This is a genomic window from Sulfitobacter sp. PS-8MA (assembly GCF_040933935.1).
GTDB lineage: Bacteria > Pseudomonadota > Alphaproteobacteria > Rhodobacterales > Rhodobacteraceae > Sulfitobacter.
In genome coordinates, this window is record NZ_JBFQYJ010000002.1 from 47,501 (window position 1) to 64,411 (window position 16,911).

The following is a 16,911-nucleotide window of genomic DNA, read 5'->3' on the forward strand; positions in this document are numbered from 1 at the left end:
CTATCTGCATCGCTCATTGTCCAGACGACAGTCTGGGCGGGTAAAGTATGCTTTTGATGCAGAATAAGAGGATCAGTTTCTTACCAGCTTCTGATCTTCGCGCGAGACGCCAAGTCTTGCTTTTTCTGGATCAAATCAAGCGCGAAAAGGGCGTTTGGTGAATGCCTTGGCAGTAAGAGGCGATGAAAGACGTGATACTCTGCGATAAGCCATGGGGAGCTGAGAATAAGCTTTGATCCATGGATCTCTGAATGGGGCAACCCACCTGATACTTTGTTATTATTGATCTTCGGATCAGCTAATAATGAGGTAAGACAGGTATTTTTAGGCTGAATATATAGGCTTAAAAAGGCAAACCCGGGGAACTGAAACATCTAAGTACCCGGAGGAAAGGAAATCAATATGATACTCCCCTAGTAGCGGCGAGCGAACGGGGACCAGCCGAGCCATGACTGTGATTAGAATGCGTTGGAATGCGCAACCAAAGTGGGTGATAGTCCCGTATAAGAAGCATGATTGGACGTATTAAGTAGGGCGGGACACGTGAAATCCTGTCTGAAGATCGGAGGACCACCTTCGAAGGCTAAGTACTCCTTACTGACCGATAGTGAACCAGTACCGTGAGGGAAAGGTGAAAAGCACCCCGACGAGGGGAGTGAAACAGTACCTGAAACCGAACGCCTACAATCAGTTGGAGCATCCTTGCGATGTGACAGCGTACCTTTTGTATAATGGGTCATCGACTTGGTCTCACGAGCAAGCTTAAGCCGTTAGGTGTAGGCGCAGCGAAAGCGAGTCTTAATAGGGCGTCGAGTTCGTGGGATCAGACCCGAAACCGAGTGATCTAGGCATGGCCAGGTTGAAGATAAGGTAACACTTATTGGAGGACCGAACCCACATCTGTTGAAAAAGATCGGGATGAGCTGTGCCTAGGGGTGAAAGGCCAATCAAACTCGGAGATAGCTGGTTCTCTGCGAAATCTATTTAGGTAGAGCGTCGACCGAATACCCTCGGGGGTAGAGCACTGGATGGGTAATGGGGCCCCACAGGCTTACTGATCCTAACCAAACTCCGAATACCGAGGAGTACTAGTCGGCAGACACACGGCGAATGCTAACGTCCGTCGTGGAGAGGGAAACAACCCTAACCTACAGCTAAGGCCCCTAATTCATGGCTAAGTGGGAAAGCAGGTGAGACGACCAAAACAACCAGGAGGTTGGCTTAGAAGCAGCCATCCTTTAAAGATAGCGTAACAGCTCACTGGTCTAAATAAGTTGTCTTGCGGCGAAGATGTAACGGGGCTCAAGCCATGAGCCGAAGCTTAGGATGCATTTATTGCATGGTAGCAGAGCGTAGTGTGACATAGTTTCATGTGTCCTTAACCACCCAGTTCGATTGGTTTACCCCAACCGGACCGTGGTACTGGACACAAGAAGCTTTCTGTGAAGCCGGCGCGTGAGCGATCCGGTGGAGAGATCACTAGTGAGAATGATGACATGAGTAGCGACAAAGAGTGTGAGAGACACTCTCGCCGAAAGTCCAAGGGTTCCTGCTTAAAGCTAATCTGAGCAGGGTAAGCCGACCCCTAAGGCGAGGCCGAAAGGCGTAGTCGATGGGAACCAGGTTAATATTCCTGGGCCAGATGGAAGTGACGGATCGCAGGGGTAGTTCATCCTTATCGGATTGGATGGGCTGCTGAGCGGTCCCTGGAAATAGCTCCATCGCTAGATCGTACCCTAAACCGACACAGGTGGACAGGTAGAGAATACCAAGGCGCTTGAGAGAACTATGTTGAAGGAACTCGGCAAAATACCTCCGTAAGTTCGCGAGAAGGAGGCCCGGTTCCTAGGCAACTAGGGGCTGGGGGCACAAACCAGGGGGTGGCGACTGTTTATTAAAAACACAGGGCTCTGCGAAGTCGCAAGACGACGTATAGGGTCTGACGCCTGCCCGGTGCCTGAAGGTTAAAAGGAGGAGTGAGAGCTCTGAATTGAAGCCCAGGTAAACGGCGGCCGTAACTATAACGGTCCTAAGGTAGCGAAATTCCTTGTCGGGTAAGTTCCGACCTGCACGAATGGCGTAACGACTTCCCCGCTGTCTCCAACATAGACTCAGCGAAATTGAATTACCGGTCAAGATGCCGGTTACCCGCGGTTAGACGGAAAGACCCCGTGCACCTTTACTACAGCTTCACACTGGCATTAGGCCGAACATGTGCAGGATAGGTGGTGGGCTTTGAAACCGAGACGCCAGTCTCGGTGGAGCCTCCCTTGAGATACCACCCTTGTTCTGCTTGATGTCTAACCGCGGACCGTTATCCGGTTCCGGGACCCTGTGTGGCGGGTAGTTTGACTGGGGCGGTCGCCTCCTAAATCGTAACGGAGGCGCGCGAAGGTTGGCTCAGAGCGGTCGGAAATCGCTCGTTGAGTGCAATGGCAGAAGCCAGCCTGACTGCGAGACTGACAAGTCGAGCAGAGTCGAAAGACGGCCATAGTGATCCGGTGGTCCCAAGTGGGAGGGCCATCGCTCAACGGATAAAAGGTACGCCGGGGATAACAGGCTGATACTGCCCAAGAGTCCATATCGACGGCAGTGTTTGGCACCTCGATGTCGGCTCATCTCATCCTGGGGCTGGAGCAGGTCCCAAGGGTACGGCTGTTCGCCGTTTAAAGAGGTACGTGAGCTGGGTTTAGAACGTCGTGAGACAGTTCGGTCCCTATCTTCCGTGGGTGTAGGATACTTGAGAGGAGTTGCCCCTAGTACGAGAGGACCGGGGTGAACGATCCACTGGTGGACCAGTTGTTATGCCAATAGCAGTGCTGGGTAGCTATGATCGGACAGGATAACCGCTGAAGGCATCTAAGCGGGAAGCCCCCCTCAAAACAAGGTATCCCTGAGAGCCGAGATAGACCATCTCGTCGATAGGCCAGAGATGTAAGCGTGGTAACACGTTCAGTTGACTGGTACTAATTGCTCGATAGGCTTGATTTGATCCAGTAGAAGCAAGACTGCTTAAACTGATCGAAAGCATACACATACAATCAGTCGTACTCGACTTGGAACAGGAATTTATTCGGTTTGGTGATCATAGCGCGAGCAAAACACCTGGTCCCATCCCGAACCCAGCCGTTAAGTGCCGTAGCGCCGATGGTACTGCGTCTTAAGACGTGGGAGAGTAGGTCATCGCCAAACCTAATAAGTTCCTGAATAAACAGTATCTCTCATTACGATACCCAAAGATAAAACCGCCGCAGCAGAAATGCTGCGGCGGTTTTGTGCGTGGGGGGGCTATGGGATTTGCGCGGCCGCCATTGCTCAACAATGGCCTAGAGCCCACCTTATCCGCACAAAGTTGATCCTTGCCGAATTGCACAAAACTGAGAAGTTCCAATAGACCTCGGCAGGCCGCGAAGCTCTGCGCTTGGGACCACTGATCGGTTCCTTAGCCGGCGATGCATCTCAAAAGGAAACCTCCGCCGAGGGTCGTGTGGCTGCTAGGCTGCAAAGCCGTTCATTGAATGACCTTATGGGAGTATGGCCGCTGACCTATAGAGGCTAAGGGTCTCACCTTTCCGGCAATAAAAATCCGAAAAACATCGCGATTGCCTCTTGCAGCCGGCCGGTACAAAGTTTAGGTGAAGGTCATTGGCGCGGGATGGAGCAGCCCGGTAGCTCGTCAGGCTCATAACCTGAAGGTCGTAGGTTCAAATCCTACTCCCGCAACCAATAAAATGGGGCCACCTAGCGCAACATCGCTGGGGTCTTTTGTTTGTGTCCGTTCGGTGAAAGTACTCAGTAAGTTGCGGCTCAACTACGTGATAATTTGCTCGACACGGCTTTCAAGCCACCCACTACATCATAATCTCTTTGATAAACCCACTCGTTCGGAGCCACTCTATCGCCCTCAGTGCGCCTCAATTTAGGAAATTCTCGGTTGGTTCCTTTTGGTTCGCTGTTGATCGAGGTTGACGAGCTTTCGTGTCGTTCGCCCCATACGTCCTGCCTCGCTCTATCGCTATAGAGGTCGCCGTTCAAGCCAGGCACTTATCCTATCGAGCAACTCCCGTGGGCCGTCACGGCGAGCCAGGGCCATGATGTTTACAGGTAAGGCGCTCATTTCGATACTGCGATCTCCGAGGGCAGAGGAAACATGTCAAACGGTGGGTTCCTGATCTGGTACCACTGGATAGGTAAGTGCGACACTGTGACAACAGAGGACGTGCGCTGTAGTGAGGATTTGGTAGGTGTCGCGGCTTGCTGCGTCGTGTGTGAGGTATGTTCGCTGCCTAATGCGCTCCCGCTTCAAAAGCTGGAAGAAGCTTTCCGCGACCGCGTTATCATGACAATTCCCATGTCGTGACCCGCGTGATCGCAGCTCCGTCGCTTTGCCTGACAATGAAACTGAGGCGCACTGTCGGATCGACGGTTGTTGAATGCGCTATTTAGCGCCCTATCAGGGGGCACTTCGCATCACACCGGCCGGAAAATTTGCGGTGACGACCTAGGAGACACAGACCGCCACTTTGAACGGGTGTCGTGGAACGATCCAGGGCAGGGGGGCTTTGCCCCGCTGGCAAAGTCAGCCCCCCCCAGAAATTTTGACTACGTAATGCCCGACCCGCGATCCCCGCCCGCTCAATACTGCATAGTTACCCGGTGACCGCGGCGATAGGTGAGTTGTACGAAGGTGATTGTCCGCCCCTCAAGCCATGTCATGCGCTCGGTCTGGAACAGGGCATCGCCTTCGGTGCATTCCAGATAATCGGAGATGGCGGCATTGGCGGCGACGGCGTGAAAGCTGATCTGCGCATCGGTGAAGGGCACCGTGGAAACCAACCATTCATTGGGGCCGACATTTGTGAAATCAGTCTGTTCGGCTTCCGGCAGGGCGCTTAGATTGATCCAGCGATCTTCGTGTTGATAGGGGGCGCCATCGGCATAATGCATGCAGGTCAGGTGAAGCACGCGATCGTCATGTTTGAGCGCCATGCGGGCGCGCAGCCAGTTGGGGGCGGGTTCGGCTTTGCATTGCACCAGCGCATAGCGGTATGCCGCGCCAAGGTCTTCGATCTCTTGCCCGACGATCGGGATGTTCATCCGCACATGCCGGATCGGGTTCCGGCGTACCCTTGTGCCCGCTTTGCGGCGGCGTTCGATAATGCCATCTTCGGCCAATTCACGCATCGCGCGATTGACAGTGGCCCGCGAGCAGCCATAGCTCGCGGCCAGATCGACCTCGTTTGGCATGGCGCTGCCGGGGGACAGTTCACCGCGGGTGATCTGGCGCAGGATATCGGCTTTCACCTCACGATAGGTAACGGACATGATGCGCTCTCCGACGCTATGGCTCAGGGGGAACCCGGCGAATTGATCCTGAAAGATATAGACATAAGGTGTAAAAGGCCAGACATAGGCGCTTAGCTGTCGAAACTGCGCGCCACATGGGTCTGAAAGGCCTTGATGAGCGGCACGGTATGAGCCTGCGGCATGCGGGCCAGCGCGATGCGGTGGGGCGCGAGGGGGTCTGAAAGCTCCAGTCGGGTGACAGGATGGCCGTCGCATGCGGTGTCTTGCGCAATGTCGGTGGCCATCAGGCCCACGCCCATGCTGTTGGCCACCATGGCGCGCAACATCTCGACCGAACCCGTTTCATGCGCGATGCGCGGGCGGATGCCGTTCATCTGCGCCAGCGTCAGGAAATAGTCCCGGCTGTGCGGCAGGTTCATCAGGATCAGGGGGGCGGTCAGAAGCTCTGCCATCGACACCGTGCCGCGCCCGGCCAAAGGGTGTTCGGCGGCCACCAGCCCATAGGGGCGCACATCCGCAAGCGGTGTGATCTCAAGCGATGAGGGCAGACCGAAATCATAGATCAGCGCAAGGTCGATACGCCCGTTCTCCAGCCAGCGGGTCAGTTGACCCAGATCGCCTTCGTGCAGGTTCACCGTGGTTGCAGGATGGGTCTTTTGAAAGCTGCTCACCAAGGCGGGGGCATAGCGCGGACCAAGGGTTGAGAAGACCCCAAGGTTTAGCTCCTCGGTGCCGCTGTCCTGTGGGTCAAGCACCGTTTGCACCTGTGCGCGCAGGCTTCGAAGGGCGCGAAGCTTGCGCAAACCGAAGGCGGTGGGGGCGATGCCTTGGCCTGCGCTGCGCACAAACAAGGGGCGGCCAAAGTGATCCTCTACCTTGGCAATCGACAGCGAGACGGAGGGTTGCGAGACGTTCAACGCCCGCGCCGCTGCGGCGGTGCTGCCTGTCTCAGCGGCGGCGATGACATAGTCGATCTGGCGAAGGCTGATGGGTATAGATTGCATGTATAGCTCTATTGGGAATGTGTATTTCTTCTTATACCGCGCCATCCGCTATCCTCAATCGAACATTATCGGAGGATCATATGTCCACGCAGCCCCTCAACTCTCAAACGTCCCGACCCTTAAGCGGGGTGCGTGTGCTAGATTTCACGCGCGTTCTGGCGGGCCCTTACTGCACGGCGATGATGGCCGATTTGGGCGCGGATGTGATCAAGGTCGAAGCTGCCCATGGCGACGACTATCGCCATATCGGCCCGTTCAAAGACGGCGAAAGCCTGTTGTTTCAGGCGATCAACCGGGGCAAGCGCTCCATCGCGCTGGATCTGAAATCCCCGGAAGCGATTGCCACCATCAAAGCGCTTCTGGCGGAATGCGATGTATTGATCGAAAACTTCCGCCCCGGCGTGATGGAAAAACTGGGCCTGGGGTATCAGACGCTGAGCGCGGCCTTCCCGCATCTGGTCTATGTGTCCGTATCTGGCTTTGGTCAAAGCGGCCCCAACGCCAAGAAGCCGGCCTATGACATCATCGTTCAGGCCATGAGCGGCCTGATGGATGCCACTGGCGAGCCTGATGCTGCGCCGACGATGGTGGGCGAGGCGATGGGAGATGTGGCAGGCGGCCTCTTCGCGGCCTGGGGGACAATGGTCGCCCTGTTCGAACGCAGCCGCACGGGGCGCGGTCGCCATGTGGATGTGGCGCTGTTCGACGGGCTGGTCTCCATGATGCCGATTCTCGCCTGTCGAACCTTGATGGGGGGAGAGGCGCCCACGCGCACTGGCAACCGCCACCCGCTCTCCGCCCCCTTCGGCACCTATCAGGCGAGCGACGGGCACTTCGCACTGGCCGTTCTGAACGATCGGCTCTTTGCCACCTTTTGCAATGTAATCGGTCAGCCCGGTCTGGCACAGGACGCGCGCTTTGCCAGTGATCCTCTGCGGCGGGAAAACGAACCTGCGCTGGCTGCGTATATCGATCAATGGGCCGGTGCATTGCCGGTGGATGAAGTGGTCGAGCAACTCTCTGCGGCAGGCATTCCCGCGTCCAGTATCCAGTCTGTCGCCGCAGCCTGGGCCTCTCCCCAAGCCGTGGAGCGTGGCCTCGCTTCAACCGTTACGCATCCCGATTTGGGCGTTCTGAACCTGCCCGAGCAACCTGTGCATTTCAGCGGTGTTGCCCGAGGCGGACGCCGACCAGCCCCGGCCCTGAACGCCGATGAACGTGATATTCTGAATACACTCAAGAAGGACCAAAGCGCATGACCACCTATCCTATGAGCGACGACGAACGCGCACTGGTTGCACAGATCGAACGGTTCTCGACAGAGGTGTTGAGCCCGAAAGCAGCCCGGATCGACGAAGAGGCGCTGTTTGCCACTGTTCACTTGGACGCCATGGCCGAACTGGGTTTGTTAGGTCTGAACCTGCCGGAAGATCACGGCGGCATCGGCCTCTCCGGCCCGGCGCTTTATGCGGCCGTGGAGGCGATTGCGGGCGCCTGCGGCTCCACCGCCTCGATGTTGACGGCCCATTTTCTGGCGACGGATTCGCTGCTTCTGGGCGCGGATGCGGATTTGCAGGCGCGTATTCTGCCCGATGCGGCGGCGGGGAAATCGCTGGGCGCCTTTGCGCTGACCGAACCTCAAGCCGGCTCGAACCCGGCCGATATGCGCACCACGGCAAAGCGGGAAGGCGACGGTTACCGGATCAAAGGGACCAAATGTTTTATCTCGAACGCGGGGGCGGCGGATTTCATCGTGGTCTATGCCAAGACCGACCCGGAAGCCGGCGCCCGCGGCGTCAGCGCCTTTGTCGTGGCGCCGAAAGAGATCGAAGGCGTTTCCGTCGCGCCGCATGAGAAAACCATGGGGCTGAAGGGCGGGCATGTCTTTGGCATCAGTTTCGATTGCTGGGTGCCGGAAGAAAACCGTCTGGGGGAGGAAGGTACGGGCTTTCGCACCGCGATGAAAGTGTTGGACAATGGCCGGATCGAGGTTGCTGCGCAGGCCACGGGCATCGCCGACGCCGCGCTGAAGGCGGCGATTTCCTATGCCAAGGAACGTCAGGTCAGCGGCCAAGCGATTGCCGAGTTCCAAGGGTTGCAATGGATGCTCGCTGACAGCGCTACCGAACTGGCCGCAGCCCGCGCATTGGCGATGCAGGCGGCCACGTTGCGCGGCACGGGGGTGCGCTATTCGAGCGAATCCGCCTTTGCCAAGCTCTACGCCAGCGAAGCGGCATGGCGGATTGCCGATCGGGCGCTGCAAATTCACGGCGGCTACGGCTACACGCGGGATTTCCCGTTAGAGCGTTACCTGCGCGACTTGCGGATTTTCCGGATCTACGAGGGATCGTCCGAGATTCAGCGCACAATTATTGCGCGGGGTTTGCTTGCCTAGGTAGGTTTTTATACTGGGACAGATTGACTCTATTATGTGTTTACATAAAAGCTTTATGCACGAATTTGATTGAGGCGCAGCGAGGGTCCTGTGCCTTGATCACCATAGCATGACTGTAGGAGGGTCACATGCAAAGACGGACATTTCTGACAACCGGGGCCATCGGCACCGCAGCCACCGCATTGGCAAGCCCTGCCATTGCGCAAGACAAACGCCAATGGAAGATGGTCACCGCATGGCCCAAGAACCTGCCCGGGCCGGGCGTCGCCGCGCAGCTGCTGGCGGACCGGATCACCACGCTTTCCGGTGGGCGGATCGAGGTGAAACTGTTCCCGGCCGGTGAGCTTGTCCCCGGTCGCGGCGTTTTCGACGCGGTGAGCGAAGGCACCGCCGAGCTCTATCACGCGGTGCCGGCCTATTGGGGATCGAAGTCCAAGGGTATTTTGCTGTTCGGCTCGCAACCTTTCGGTCTGCGTGCGGACGAGCAGGTCGGCTGGTTGATGCATGGCGGCGGGCAAGAACTCTATGACGAGATGTATGGCCGTTTCGGCATCAAACCGTTCCTCTGCGGCAACTCCGGCCCGCAATGGGGCGGCTGGTTCCGCGATGAGGTCAAATCTGCCGAAGACCTGAAGGGGATGAAGTTCCGCACCACGGGTCTGGCCTCGGAAATGGCGGCGAAAATGGGCATGGCAGCCGAAGCAATGGGCGGTGCGGACATGTTCCAGGCGTTGCAAACCGGCGCTTTGGACGCGGGCGAGTTCATCGGCCCCTGGACCGACAGCGCGCTGGGCTATTATCAGGTGGCCAAGAACTACTATTGGCCGGGCGTGGGCGAGCCGTCCTCGGCAGAGGAATGCGGCGTCAACGCGGATGTGTTCAACGAGCTGCCCGACGATCTGAAACTGGTGGTGAAGGCGGCCTGCGACAGTCTCTATAACCAGGTCTGGACCGAATACACCACCAAACACGCCCTTGCGCTGCAAACGATGGTTGCCGAACACGGCGTTCAGGTGAAAATGTTCCCCGAGGATGTCATCACGGCCATGGGCAAAGCCGCTGGCGAAGTCATCGATGATCTGCGCAATGACGACGACGAGTTGGTCAAGCGGATTACCGAAAGTTTCGTGGCCTATCGCGACTCGGTCGGCCAATACATGGTCTATGCCGACAACGGTCAGATGAATGCACGTAATCTCGTTATGGGATACTGATATCTACCAAGGGCGCGGCGATGGCTGCGCCCTTGTGACCTTTGAGATGGGAGAGGGCAGGCGATGGAGCAACTGGCGAACGCGTTGGACAGGGTGAACCTGGGCGTGGCCTATGTGGTGCGTTGGTTGGCGCTGGCAATGATGCTGGTGCAATTCATCATCGTTGTCGGGCGCTATGCCTTCGGCCTGAATTCCATCGCGCTGCAAGAAAGCGTGCTCTACATGCATGCGACCCTCTTCATGCTGGCGGCGGGCTATACGCTGCTGGTCGACAAACACGTAAGGGTCGATGTGTTCTATGCAAAAGCGACACCCAGCGTGCGGCGCCGGATCGACATTTTCGGCCATCTGTTTCTGCTGATGCCCTCGATGATCGCCCTGATCTACTGGTCATGGCCCTCAGTGCGTAACTCCTGGAAAATCCTTGAAGGGCCGATTTCGGTAGGGGGGATCGAGGCGGTGTTCCTGCTTAAATCCCTGATTCCGGCGTTCTGTGTCCTTGTGATTCTGCAATCGCTTGCGCTGTTGATCCGCCTTTTGGCCGGGAAAGAGACCTGATGATCCAATACCTCGACCTTATCATGTTCGCTGCTCTGATGGGCGCGATTCTCTTGGGTTTTCCCGTCTCCTTCAGCATCGCCGGCGTGGCCGTGGTCTTTGCCTATCTGGGCTGGGCCCTGGGGCAAATGGACATCGGTTTGCTGGGCGCATTGGGCCAGCGGATGTTCGGCATCCTCACCAACCCGGTCTTGATCGCCATCCCCCTCTTCGTGCTGATGGGGGCGCTGCTTGAGAAAAGCCGTATCGCCGAAGAGCTCTTGGACACGATGGGCCGGCTGTTTGGGCAGCTGCGCGGCGGTTTGGGCATCTCGGTCGTGCTGGTCGGCACCTTGCTGGCGGCATCCACCGGTATTGTCGGGGCGACCGTGATCGCGATGGGAATGATCGCGCTGCCGACGATGCTGCGGGCGGGATACGACCCGCGGGTGGCTTCGGGGATCGTCTGCACGGCGGGGACGCTGGGGCAGATCATCCCACCCTCGACCCTTCTGATCATCTTGGCGGATGTGATGTCGACCTCCTTCCAGCAGGCCCAATATGAGCAGGGGAAATTCTCGGTCGAAACACTGTCGGTTGGCCAATTCTTCGCCGCCGCGATGATCCCCGGTTTGGTACTGGTCTGTCTTTACCTGATCTATATCGTGGCGCGCGGTTGGCTGCGCCCGCAGGAAATGCCGCCCGCGCCGATTGATCTGGCCAAGCCCGATTGGCGCGAGGTGGTTGGCGCGGTGATCCCGCCCGTCCTGCTGATCGTCGCGGTGTTGGGGGCCATTCTGGGCGGTATCGCCACCCCGACAGAGGCCGCATCGGTGGGCGCCATTGGCGCGCTGCTGATGACCGGGTACCGGATCGGCCTGGCGCCGCGCACCATCCTGCTGGGGACGGTCGCCCTGGTCGCACTGGGCATTCTGGCCGGCGCCTTTCCGGTGCGTTTTCAGCGCAGCGACCTGACCTCCAACGCCTATGTGCTTGGCGTGTTCTATGTCGGGCTTGCGGCGCTCGGCGGGCTGTCAATTCTGTTTGCCTTGCGGGCGGCGTTGCAAAAAGGCGTCGTGCAGCAGGCGATCATGTCGACCATGACCATGACCTCGATGATCTTTGCGACGATCATTGCGGCTGGCTTCTTTAGCCTCGTGTTCATCGGGTTGGGCGGCGAAGAGCGCGTCGCGGGCATTCTGGCAGAGATGCCGGGCGGCGCGACCGGTGCGCTGGTCTTTTGCATGATCGTGATCTTCATCATGGGCTTCTTCCTCGATTTCGTGGAAATCTCGGTCATCGTGCTGCCGCTGATCACGCCGACGCTGATCTTGCTGGGCCATGATCCGATCTGGCTGGGCGTGTTGATTGCGATCAACCTGCAGACCTCGTTCCTGACGCCGCCATTTGGCTTTTCGCTGTTCTATCTGCGCGGTTCGGCCCCGAAAGAGATCACGACGGGACAAATCTATGCTGGCGTGCTGCCCTTCATTTGCCTTCAGATTCTGGGGTTGTCGCTGATCTGGCTGCTGCCCTTCCTCGCGACATGGCTGCCGGGGGTCCTGTTCTAGGGCCCTCTGACCCAAGGCGAACATGATTGCAGCCTGCAGCCTCGCTTCCAGCCAGCCGCATTAAGCGGCTGGCTCATTCAGGGCGGCGGGAGGCGCGAAGGCTCACAGCGAAACGAGTTCGACGTCCTTTGCCAGCACCAAATCCCGCAGCGGCTCTGGCAGTTCATCATTGGCGACCACAACATCGATCTCGCTCAGGTCGCAGAGCTTCACCAGACCGCCGGTGCCGATTTTATCGGTGGTCAGCGCCAGCAGGGTCTGGCGGGCATGGGCGATTGCTGTGCGAACGCGCAGGACTTCGAATTCGTCATCATCGCGAAGCCGGCCCTGCATGTCGATGCCGCTCACCGCGATGATGGCATAATCGAAACTGAACTGAGAGATGAAGTCATCCCCGCCCGCGCCTAGAATCGCCCCGTCGATATGTCGGACGATCCCGCCGGGGATGGCCACGGTGAAATCTTCGCGGTCGTCGAAAACCGCCGCACTGCGGATGCTGTAGGTCACGATCTTGAGGTTGCGTCGCGCCAAGAGCGCAAGAGCGACTTCCTCGCAGGTGGTGCCGATGTCCAGAAAGATGGTCGCACCATCGGTGACGATCCCGGCAATCCGCTCGGCGATGCTCTTTTTCTCGGCGGTCTGGCTGCGCTGCCGCTGCCGCCAGGCCCGCTGGTCCAAGGCGCCGGTAAAGGTGATGCCGCCATGTGTGCGCTTGACCCGCCCGAGCTTTTCCAGCTCGTTCATATCGCGACGAATGGTCTGGGCAGAGACGCCCAGAGCCTCGGCAGCCTCAGCCAGCGTGATATAGCCGCGCTCTTCGGCAATGCTCATCAACGCGGCGCGGCGTTTGTCTTTCTTGTCCGGTTCCAATGACATCAAGGATCACCCGATCTAAATTTTCGCGTCACCCTCGCGGTGGGCCGGCAGTTGTATCACGGCCCTATGCTATACCGAAAGACCAATGCCAATCCAGAACTTTGGAAGATATTTAACATTTAGCTTGTAAATGATCTGACATTTTGTAGGTTGCCTGTAAGAACATGAACAAAAACAGAGGGGACATATCATGAAATTCCAAGCCGCAAGTATCACCGCAGCCTTGATGCTGACCACGCAAGCCTATGCGGGCGAGATCACAATTTACACCTCCTATGAAGAAGACGAAGCCGCTGCATTCCTCGATCTCGCGCGGGAGGCGATGCCAGATGTCGAAATGAACATGCTGCGCCTGTCGACGGGCGATCTGGCCGCGCGGATCATCGCAGAGCAGGGCAACCCGCAGCATGATGTGATCTGGGGGTTTGCCGCCTCTACCATCGTGAACCCTGAAATTGAAAAGACCCTTGAGCCCTATGCGCCCAAAGGTATCGAAGGCATCCCGGCGGCTTTCAAGGCGGCGGACAACAAATGGTTCGCCGTGACCGGCTATATGGCGGCTTTCTGCGTGAACAATGAGCGGCTGAAAGACAAAGGGCTTGAGATGCCGACCTCTTGGGCCGATCTGACCGATCCGGCCTTCGAAGGCGAGGTGGTCATGCCCAACCCCGCCTCCTCTGGCACCGGCTATATCCAGATCAGTTCGATCCTTCAGATGATGGGCGAAGAAGACGGCTGGGCGCTGCTGGATGATCTGGATGCGAATGTCGCGCAATATATTAAATCCGGCTCCAAACCCTGCCATGCGGCATCGGCGGGCGAATATATCGTCGGCGCGTCCTATGACATGCGGGCGATCAAGAACATCGCCGAAGGCTACCCGATCACGATGGTGATCCCCTCCGAAGGCTCCGGCAATGAATTGGAGGCCAATGCGCTGGTCGCAAGCTCGGACAACAAGGAAGACGCGAAGCGCTTCCTCGATTGGACGATCACCCCCGAAGCGGCCACCGCCTATGGCAAGTGGAAGGCGATCGTGACCATGCCGGGGGGTGAGAAGCCGCAGCAGTTCCTCGATGCGGGCCTGCCGGAAGACACTTCTGACGTTTTGCACCCCACGGATTTCAAAGCGGCAGCGGACGACCGCACGGCGATCATCGAAGAATGGCAGAAGCGCTACGAGAACTGATGGCTTTGCCCTCGGCCTAAGTATTCACCGGGCCGAGACCGCCCCTGACCGATCCAAGGTCGGGGGCGATATTTTCTTACAGACCAAAAGGCGATCCATGGATCTCGACGTTAAGAATATTACCAAACGATATGGCCATGTCACCGCGTTGAGTGATCTGTCGCTGACCATTCCGGCGGGCAGCCTGACCTGTTTTCTCGGCCCCTCAGGCTGTGGGAAAACCACCCTGCTGCGGGTCATCGCGGGGTTGGAGACTGCGGAGGAAGGCCAGATCCTTCTGGGGGAGGATGACCTGTCAGACACGCCCCCGTCTGAGCGCAATTTTGGCGTCGTGTTTCAATCCTATTCGCTTTTCCCCAACCTGACCGCCCTGCGCAATGTGCAATATGGGCTTGAGTGTCGCGGCTGGAGCCGGGGGCGGCGCCGGGCGCGGGCGGAAGAGATGCTTGATCTTGTCCATCTGCGCGATCAGGCCGGCAAACTGCCCGAACAGATGTCGGGCGGGCAACAGCAGCGCATCGCCATCGCGCGGGCGCTGGCGCCAGAACCCTCCCTTTTGTTGCTGGATGAACCGCTCTCGGCGCTCGATGCGAAAGTCCGGGCCGATCTGCGCAGCGAAATCCGCAGCATCCAGCAGAAATTCGGCATCACCACGATCATGGTCACCCATGACCAGAACGAAGCGCTTGAGATGGCGGATCAGATCGTCGTCCTGCGCGACGGGCAGATCGAACAGGTGGGCGCGCCGCGCGATCTCTATGCGCATCCGCAGACCCGCTTTGTGGCGGATTTCATTGGCGCGATCAACTTGCTCGACATCAGTGCCAATGCAGAGGGCAGAGCGCAGTTCGGAACGCAGGAGCTGCGGATCGAAGGGCCGCTCAACGGGGCCACGACGCTCGGCCTGCGGCCTGAGGCCATCACCCTGAGCGACCACCCGACAGGGGCCGAAAACAGCCTGGCCTGCACGGTGGCCAACACCCGCTTCATGGGCAATCTTCAGCATGTCGAACTGCGCCCGAATGAGGCGCCGGATCAACTGCTTCAGGTGGAAATGAATGGGTTGGCCCAGACACCTGCGCCGGGCGACCAACTGCTCGCCAATTTCCCGGCCGATGCGCTTTTGGTGCTGCGTTGATGGCGGATGTCATGGCCCCCCCGCGTCGCCGTTTGCCGAGGTTAGGCGACACCACGATCTCGCTTGGGCTTTCGGCCCTCGTCCTTCTGGCCTTGGCGCTGTTTTTCGTCGTCCCGGTCATCGCCATCCTTTGGCGGAGTTTCGACACCGGCGCCGGCTTTGGGCTTGGCAACTATATCGCGGCACTCAGCGATCCGCGGATATGGGAGCTGGTGGTCAACAGCCTCGCCGTCTCGGGGCTCTCCGCCATCTGTGCCGTGACGCTCGCCTATTTCTACGCCTATGCGCTGCAACGCACGCATGTCGTCTGGAAATCCGCGCTGCGCATGGTGGTTATGCTGCCGCTTTTTGCGCCCTCATTGATCCAGGCGCAGGGGCTGATCTTTCTTTTGGGGCGCAATGGGATCTTCAACCGTTTTCTGGGCTTCGATATCGAGATCTACGGTTTCTGGGGCGTCGCGATTGCCAATACGCTTTATACTTTCCCCTATGCCTTCCTGATCCTCTCCGCCGCGCTCGCGGTGGCGGATGCCAGGCTTTATGAAGGGGCCATCGTCATGGGCGCGCGGCCTTTCAAGATCTTTCGCACGGTGACGCTGGCCTCGACCAAGTTCGGGATTGCCGCGGCGCTTTTCGTCGCCTTCTCCCTGTCGATCACCGATTTCGGCAATGCCATCGTGATCGGGGGCAACTTCGATGTGCTGGCGACCGAGATTTACAACAAGGTGATCGGGCAGGCGCAGTTTCACCTCGGCGCGGTGATCGGGGTCATCCTGCTGGTTCCGGCGGCCCTCTCCAAGCTGATCGTTGAGCGGATTTCCAAAAAGCAGCATTCTCAGGTCACCGACAAATCGGTCGCGCTCCAAATCCGCCCGAACCGTCGGCGGGATTGGTTCTTTGGCACCTATGCGGGGCTGATCGTCTCGGTCTTTCTGTCGGTCCCGCTGATCGTGGTCTTTGCCAGTCTGGTCAAGCTCTGGCCCTATAACATGAGCTTCACATTGCAGCATTACCGCTTCGATGTGCAAAACGGCACGGCGCCTTTGTGGAACTCGATCGGCGTCGCGATGGCGACCGCGTTCTTCGGGGTGACCGCGGTCTTTGCCGCGGCGATCGTGACGCTCAAATTCCGCACGCCGCTGAGCGGGCCGATCTCCTTCCTTGCGACCTTGCCAGCCTCGATCCCCGGCATGGTGCTGGGGCTGGGCTATGTGCTAGCCTTCAACAGTCTTTCGAACCCGCTGAACTTTCTTTACGGCAGCTTTCCGCTGATCATCCTGCTCTATATCTACTACAATCACGCGCAGGGCTATCTAATCACCGCCACCAGTCTCAAACAGATCAGCAGCACCTTTGATGAAGCCTCGACCATGCTGGGCGGAAGCGCCTTGCGCACCTTGTTCAAGGTGACCCTGCCACTGCTTTGGCCCACGCTGCTGGGTGTCGGCGTCTTCTTCTTCATGCGCGCGATGGTGTCGCTGTCGGCGGTGATCTTCCTCATCACCCCCCAAACGCAGGTTGCGGCGGTTTCGGTTCTGCAACTGGCCGACCGCGGCGCGACCAATCAGGCGGCGGCCTTTTCCGTCTGCATCATGGGCATTGTGATCCTGATGCTGCTGCTCGTACGCGCGGTGCTCTGGGCCGCCGGAGCGCGTGGCGTTACCCTCATTCGATAAGGCG

The 16,911-nt window shown here is 58.3% G+C and carries 11 protein-coding genes, 1 tRNA gene and 2 rRNA genes; 11 read left to right on the top strand and 3 right to left on the bottom strand.

Translation table 11 applies throughout. The features are described 5' to 3' along the window. Positions 1-133: 133 nt before the first annotated feature. From AB4M76_RS00375 to AB4M76_RS00385, 3 genes are all read left to right on the top strand, one after another. Positions 134-2,991 (top strand): 23S ribosomal RNA (locus tag AB4M76_RS00375). 86 nt (positions 2,992-3,077) lie between these two features. Further along, a 5S ribosomal RNA gene (rrf, locus tag AB4M76_RS00380) occupies positions 3,078-3,192 on the top strand. A 457-nt stretch (positions 3,193-3,649) separates the two neighbouring features. Continuing rightward, a tRNA-Met gene (locus AB4M76_RS00385) sits at positions 3,650-3,726 on the top strand. Positions 3,727-4,635: 909 nt separating this feature from the next. Here the strand turns inward: AB4M76_RS00385 and AB4M76_RS00390 are convergent. Further along, positions 4,636-5,325 carry a GntR family transcriptional regulator gene (locus AB4M76_RS00390; protein WP_368439876.1) on the bottom strand — a complete coding sequence of 230 codons (690 nt, stop codon included), beginning with the start codon at positions 5,323-5,325 and terminating at the stop codon, positions 4,636-4,638. A gap of 92 nt (positions 5,326-5,417) precedes the next feature. Next, on the bottom strand, positions 5,418-6,311 hold the full coding sequence (locus tag AB4M76_RS00395; RefSeq protein WP_368439877.1) for a LysR family transcriptional regulator: 894 nt from the start codon (positions 6,309-6,311) through the stop codon (positions 5,418-5,420). Positions 6,312-6,391: 80 nt separating this feature from the next. Between AB4M76_RS00395 and AB4M76_RS00400 the strand changes: the two genes are divergently transcribed. From AB4M76_RS00400 to AB4M76_RS00420, 5 genes are all read left to right on the top strand, one after another. Beyond that, positions 6,392-7,570 (top strand): CaiB/BaiF CoA transferase family protein, encoded by a 1,179-nt coding sequence (locus AB4M76_RS00400; RefSeq protein ID WP_368440003.1) that lies wholly within the window; start codon positions 6,392-6,394, stop codon positions 7,568-7,570. Continuing rightward, positions 7,567-8,706, top strand: coding sequence for an acyl-CoA dehydrogenase family protein (locus AB4M76_RS00405; RefSeq protein WP_368439878.1), 1,140 nt, complete (start codon positions 7,567-7,569; stop codon positions 8,704-8,706). The genes AB4M76_RS00400 and AB4M76_RS00405 overlap by 4 nt, the downstream gene beginning before the upstream one ends. A 128-nt stretch (positions 8,707-8,834) precedes the next feature. Continuing rightward, positions 8,835-9,920 carry a TRAP transporter substrate-binding protein gene (locus AB4M76_RS00410; protein WP_368439879.1) on the top strand — a complete coding sequence of 362 codons (1,086 nt, stop codon included), beginning with the start codon at positions 8,835-8,837 and terminating at the stop codon, positions 9,918-9,920. A 63-nt stretch (positions 9,921-9,983) separates the two neighbouring features. Continuing rightward, positions 9,984-10,478, top strand: a complete 495-nt coding sequence (locus AB4M76_RS00415) for a TRAP transporter small permease subunit (protein WP_368439880.1) — start codon at positions 9,984-9,986, stop codon at positions 10,476-10,478. Then, the gene (locus AB4M76_RS00420) at positions 10,478-12,028 is read left to right on the top strand and encodes a TRAP transporter large permease subunit (protein ID WP_368439881.1); all 1,551 of its coding nucleotides are present in this window, start codon (positions 10,478-10,480) and stop codon (positions 12,026-12,028) included. The genes AB4M76_RS00415 and AB4M76_RS00420 overlap by 1 nt, the downstream gene beginning before the upstream one ends. Before the next feature lie 102 nt (positions 12,029-12,130). Here the strand turns inward: AB4M76_RS00420 and AB4M76_RS00425 are convergent, their stop codons facing one another. Then, positions 12,131-12,904, bottom strand: coding sequence for a DeoR/GlpR family DNA-binding transcription regulator (locus AB4M76_RS00425; protein WP_368439882.1), 774 nt, complete (start codon positions 12,902-12,904; stop codon positions 12,131-12,133). Positions 12,905-13,094: 190 nt separating this feature from the next. On the opposite strand from AB4M76_RS00425, the gene AB4M76_RS00430 reads away from it, so the two are divergent. The 3 genes from AB4M76_RS00430 (at position 13,095) to AB4M76_RS00440 (ending at position 16,907) form a co-directional block, all read left to right on the top strand. Further along, positions 13,095-14,093 carry an ABC transporter substrate-binding protein gene (locus tag AB4M76_RS00430; protein ID WP_368439883.1) on the top strand — a complete coding sequence of 333 codons (999 nt, stop codon included), beginning with the start codon at positions 13,095-13,097 and terminating at the stop codon, positions 14,091-14,093. Positions 14,094-14,190: 97 nt separating this feature from the next. Further along, positions 14,191-15,231: an ABC transporter ATP-binding protein gene (locus tag AB4M76_RS00435; protein WP_368439884.1), complete on the top strand. Its 1,041-nt coding sequence runs from the start codon at positions 14,191-14,193 to the stop codon at positions 15,229-15,231. An 11-nt stretch (positions 15,232-15,242) separates the two neighbouring features. Beyond that, the gene (locus tag AB4M76_RS00440) at positions 15,243-16,907 is read left to right on the top strand and encodes an ABC transporter permease subunit (protein ID WP_368439885.1); all 1,665 of its coding nucleotides are present in this window, start codon (positions 15,243-15,245) and stop codon (positions 16,905-16,907) included. The last annotated feature ends 4 nt before the right edge of the window (positions 16,908-16,911 follow it).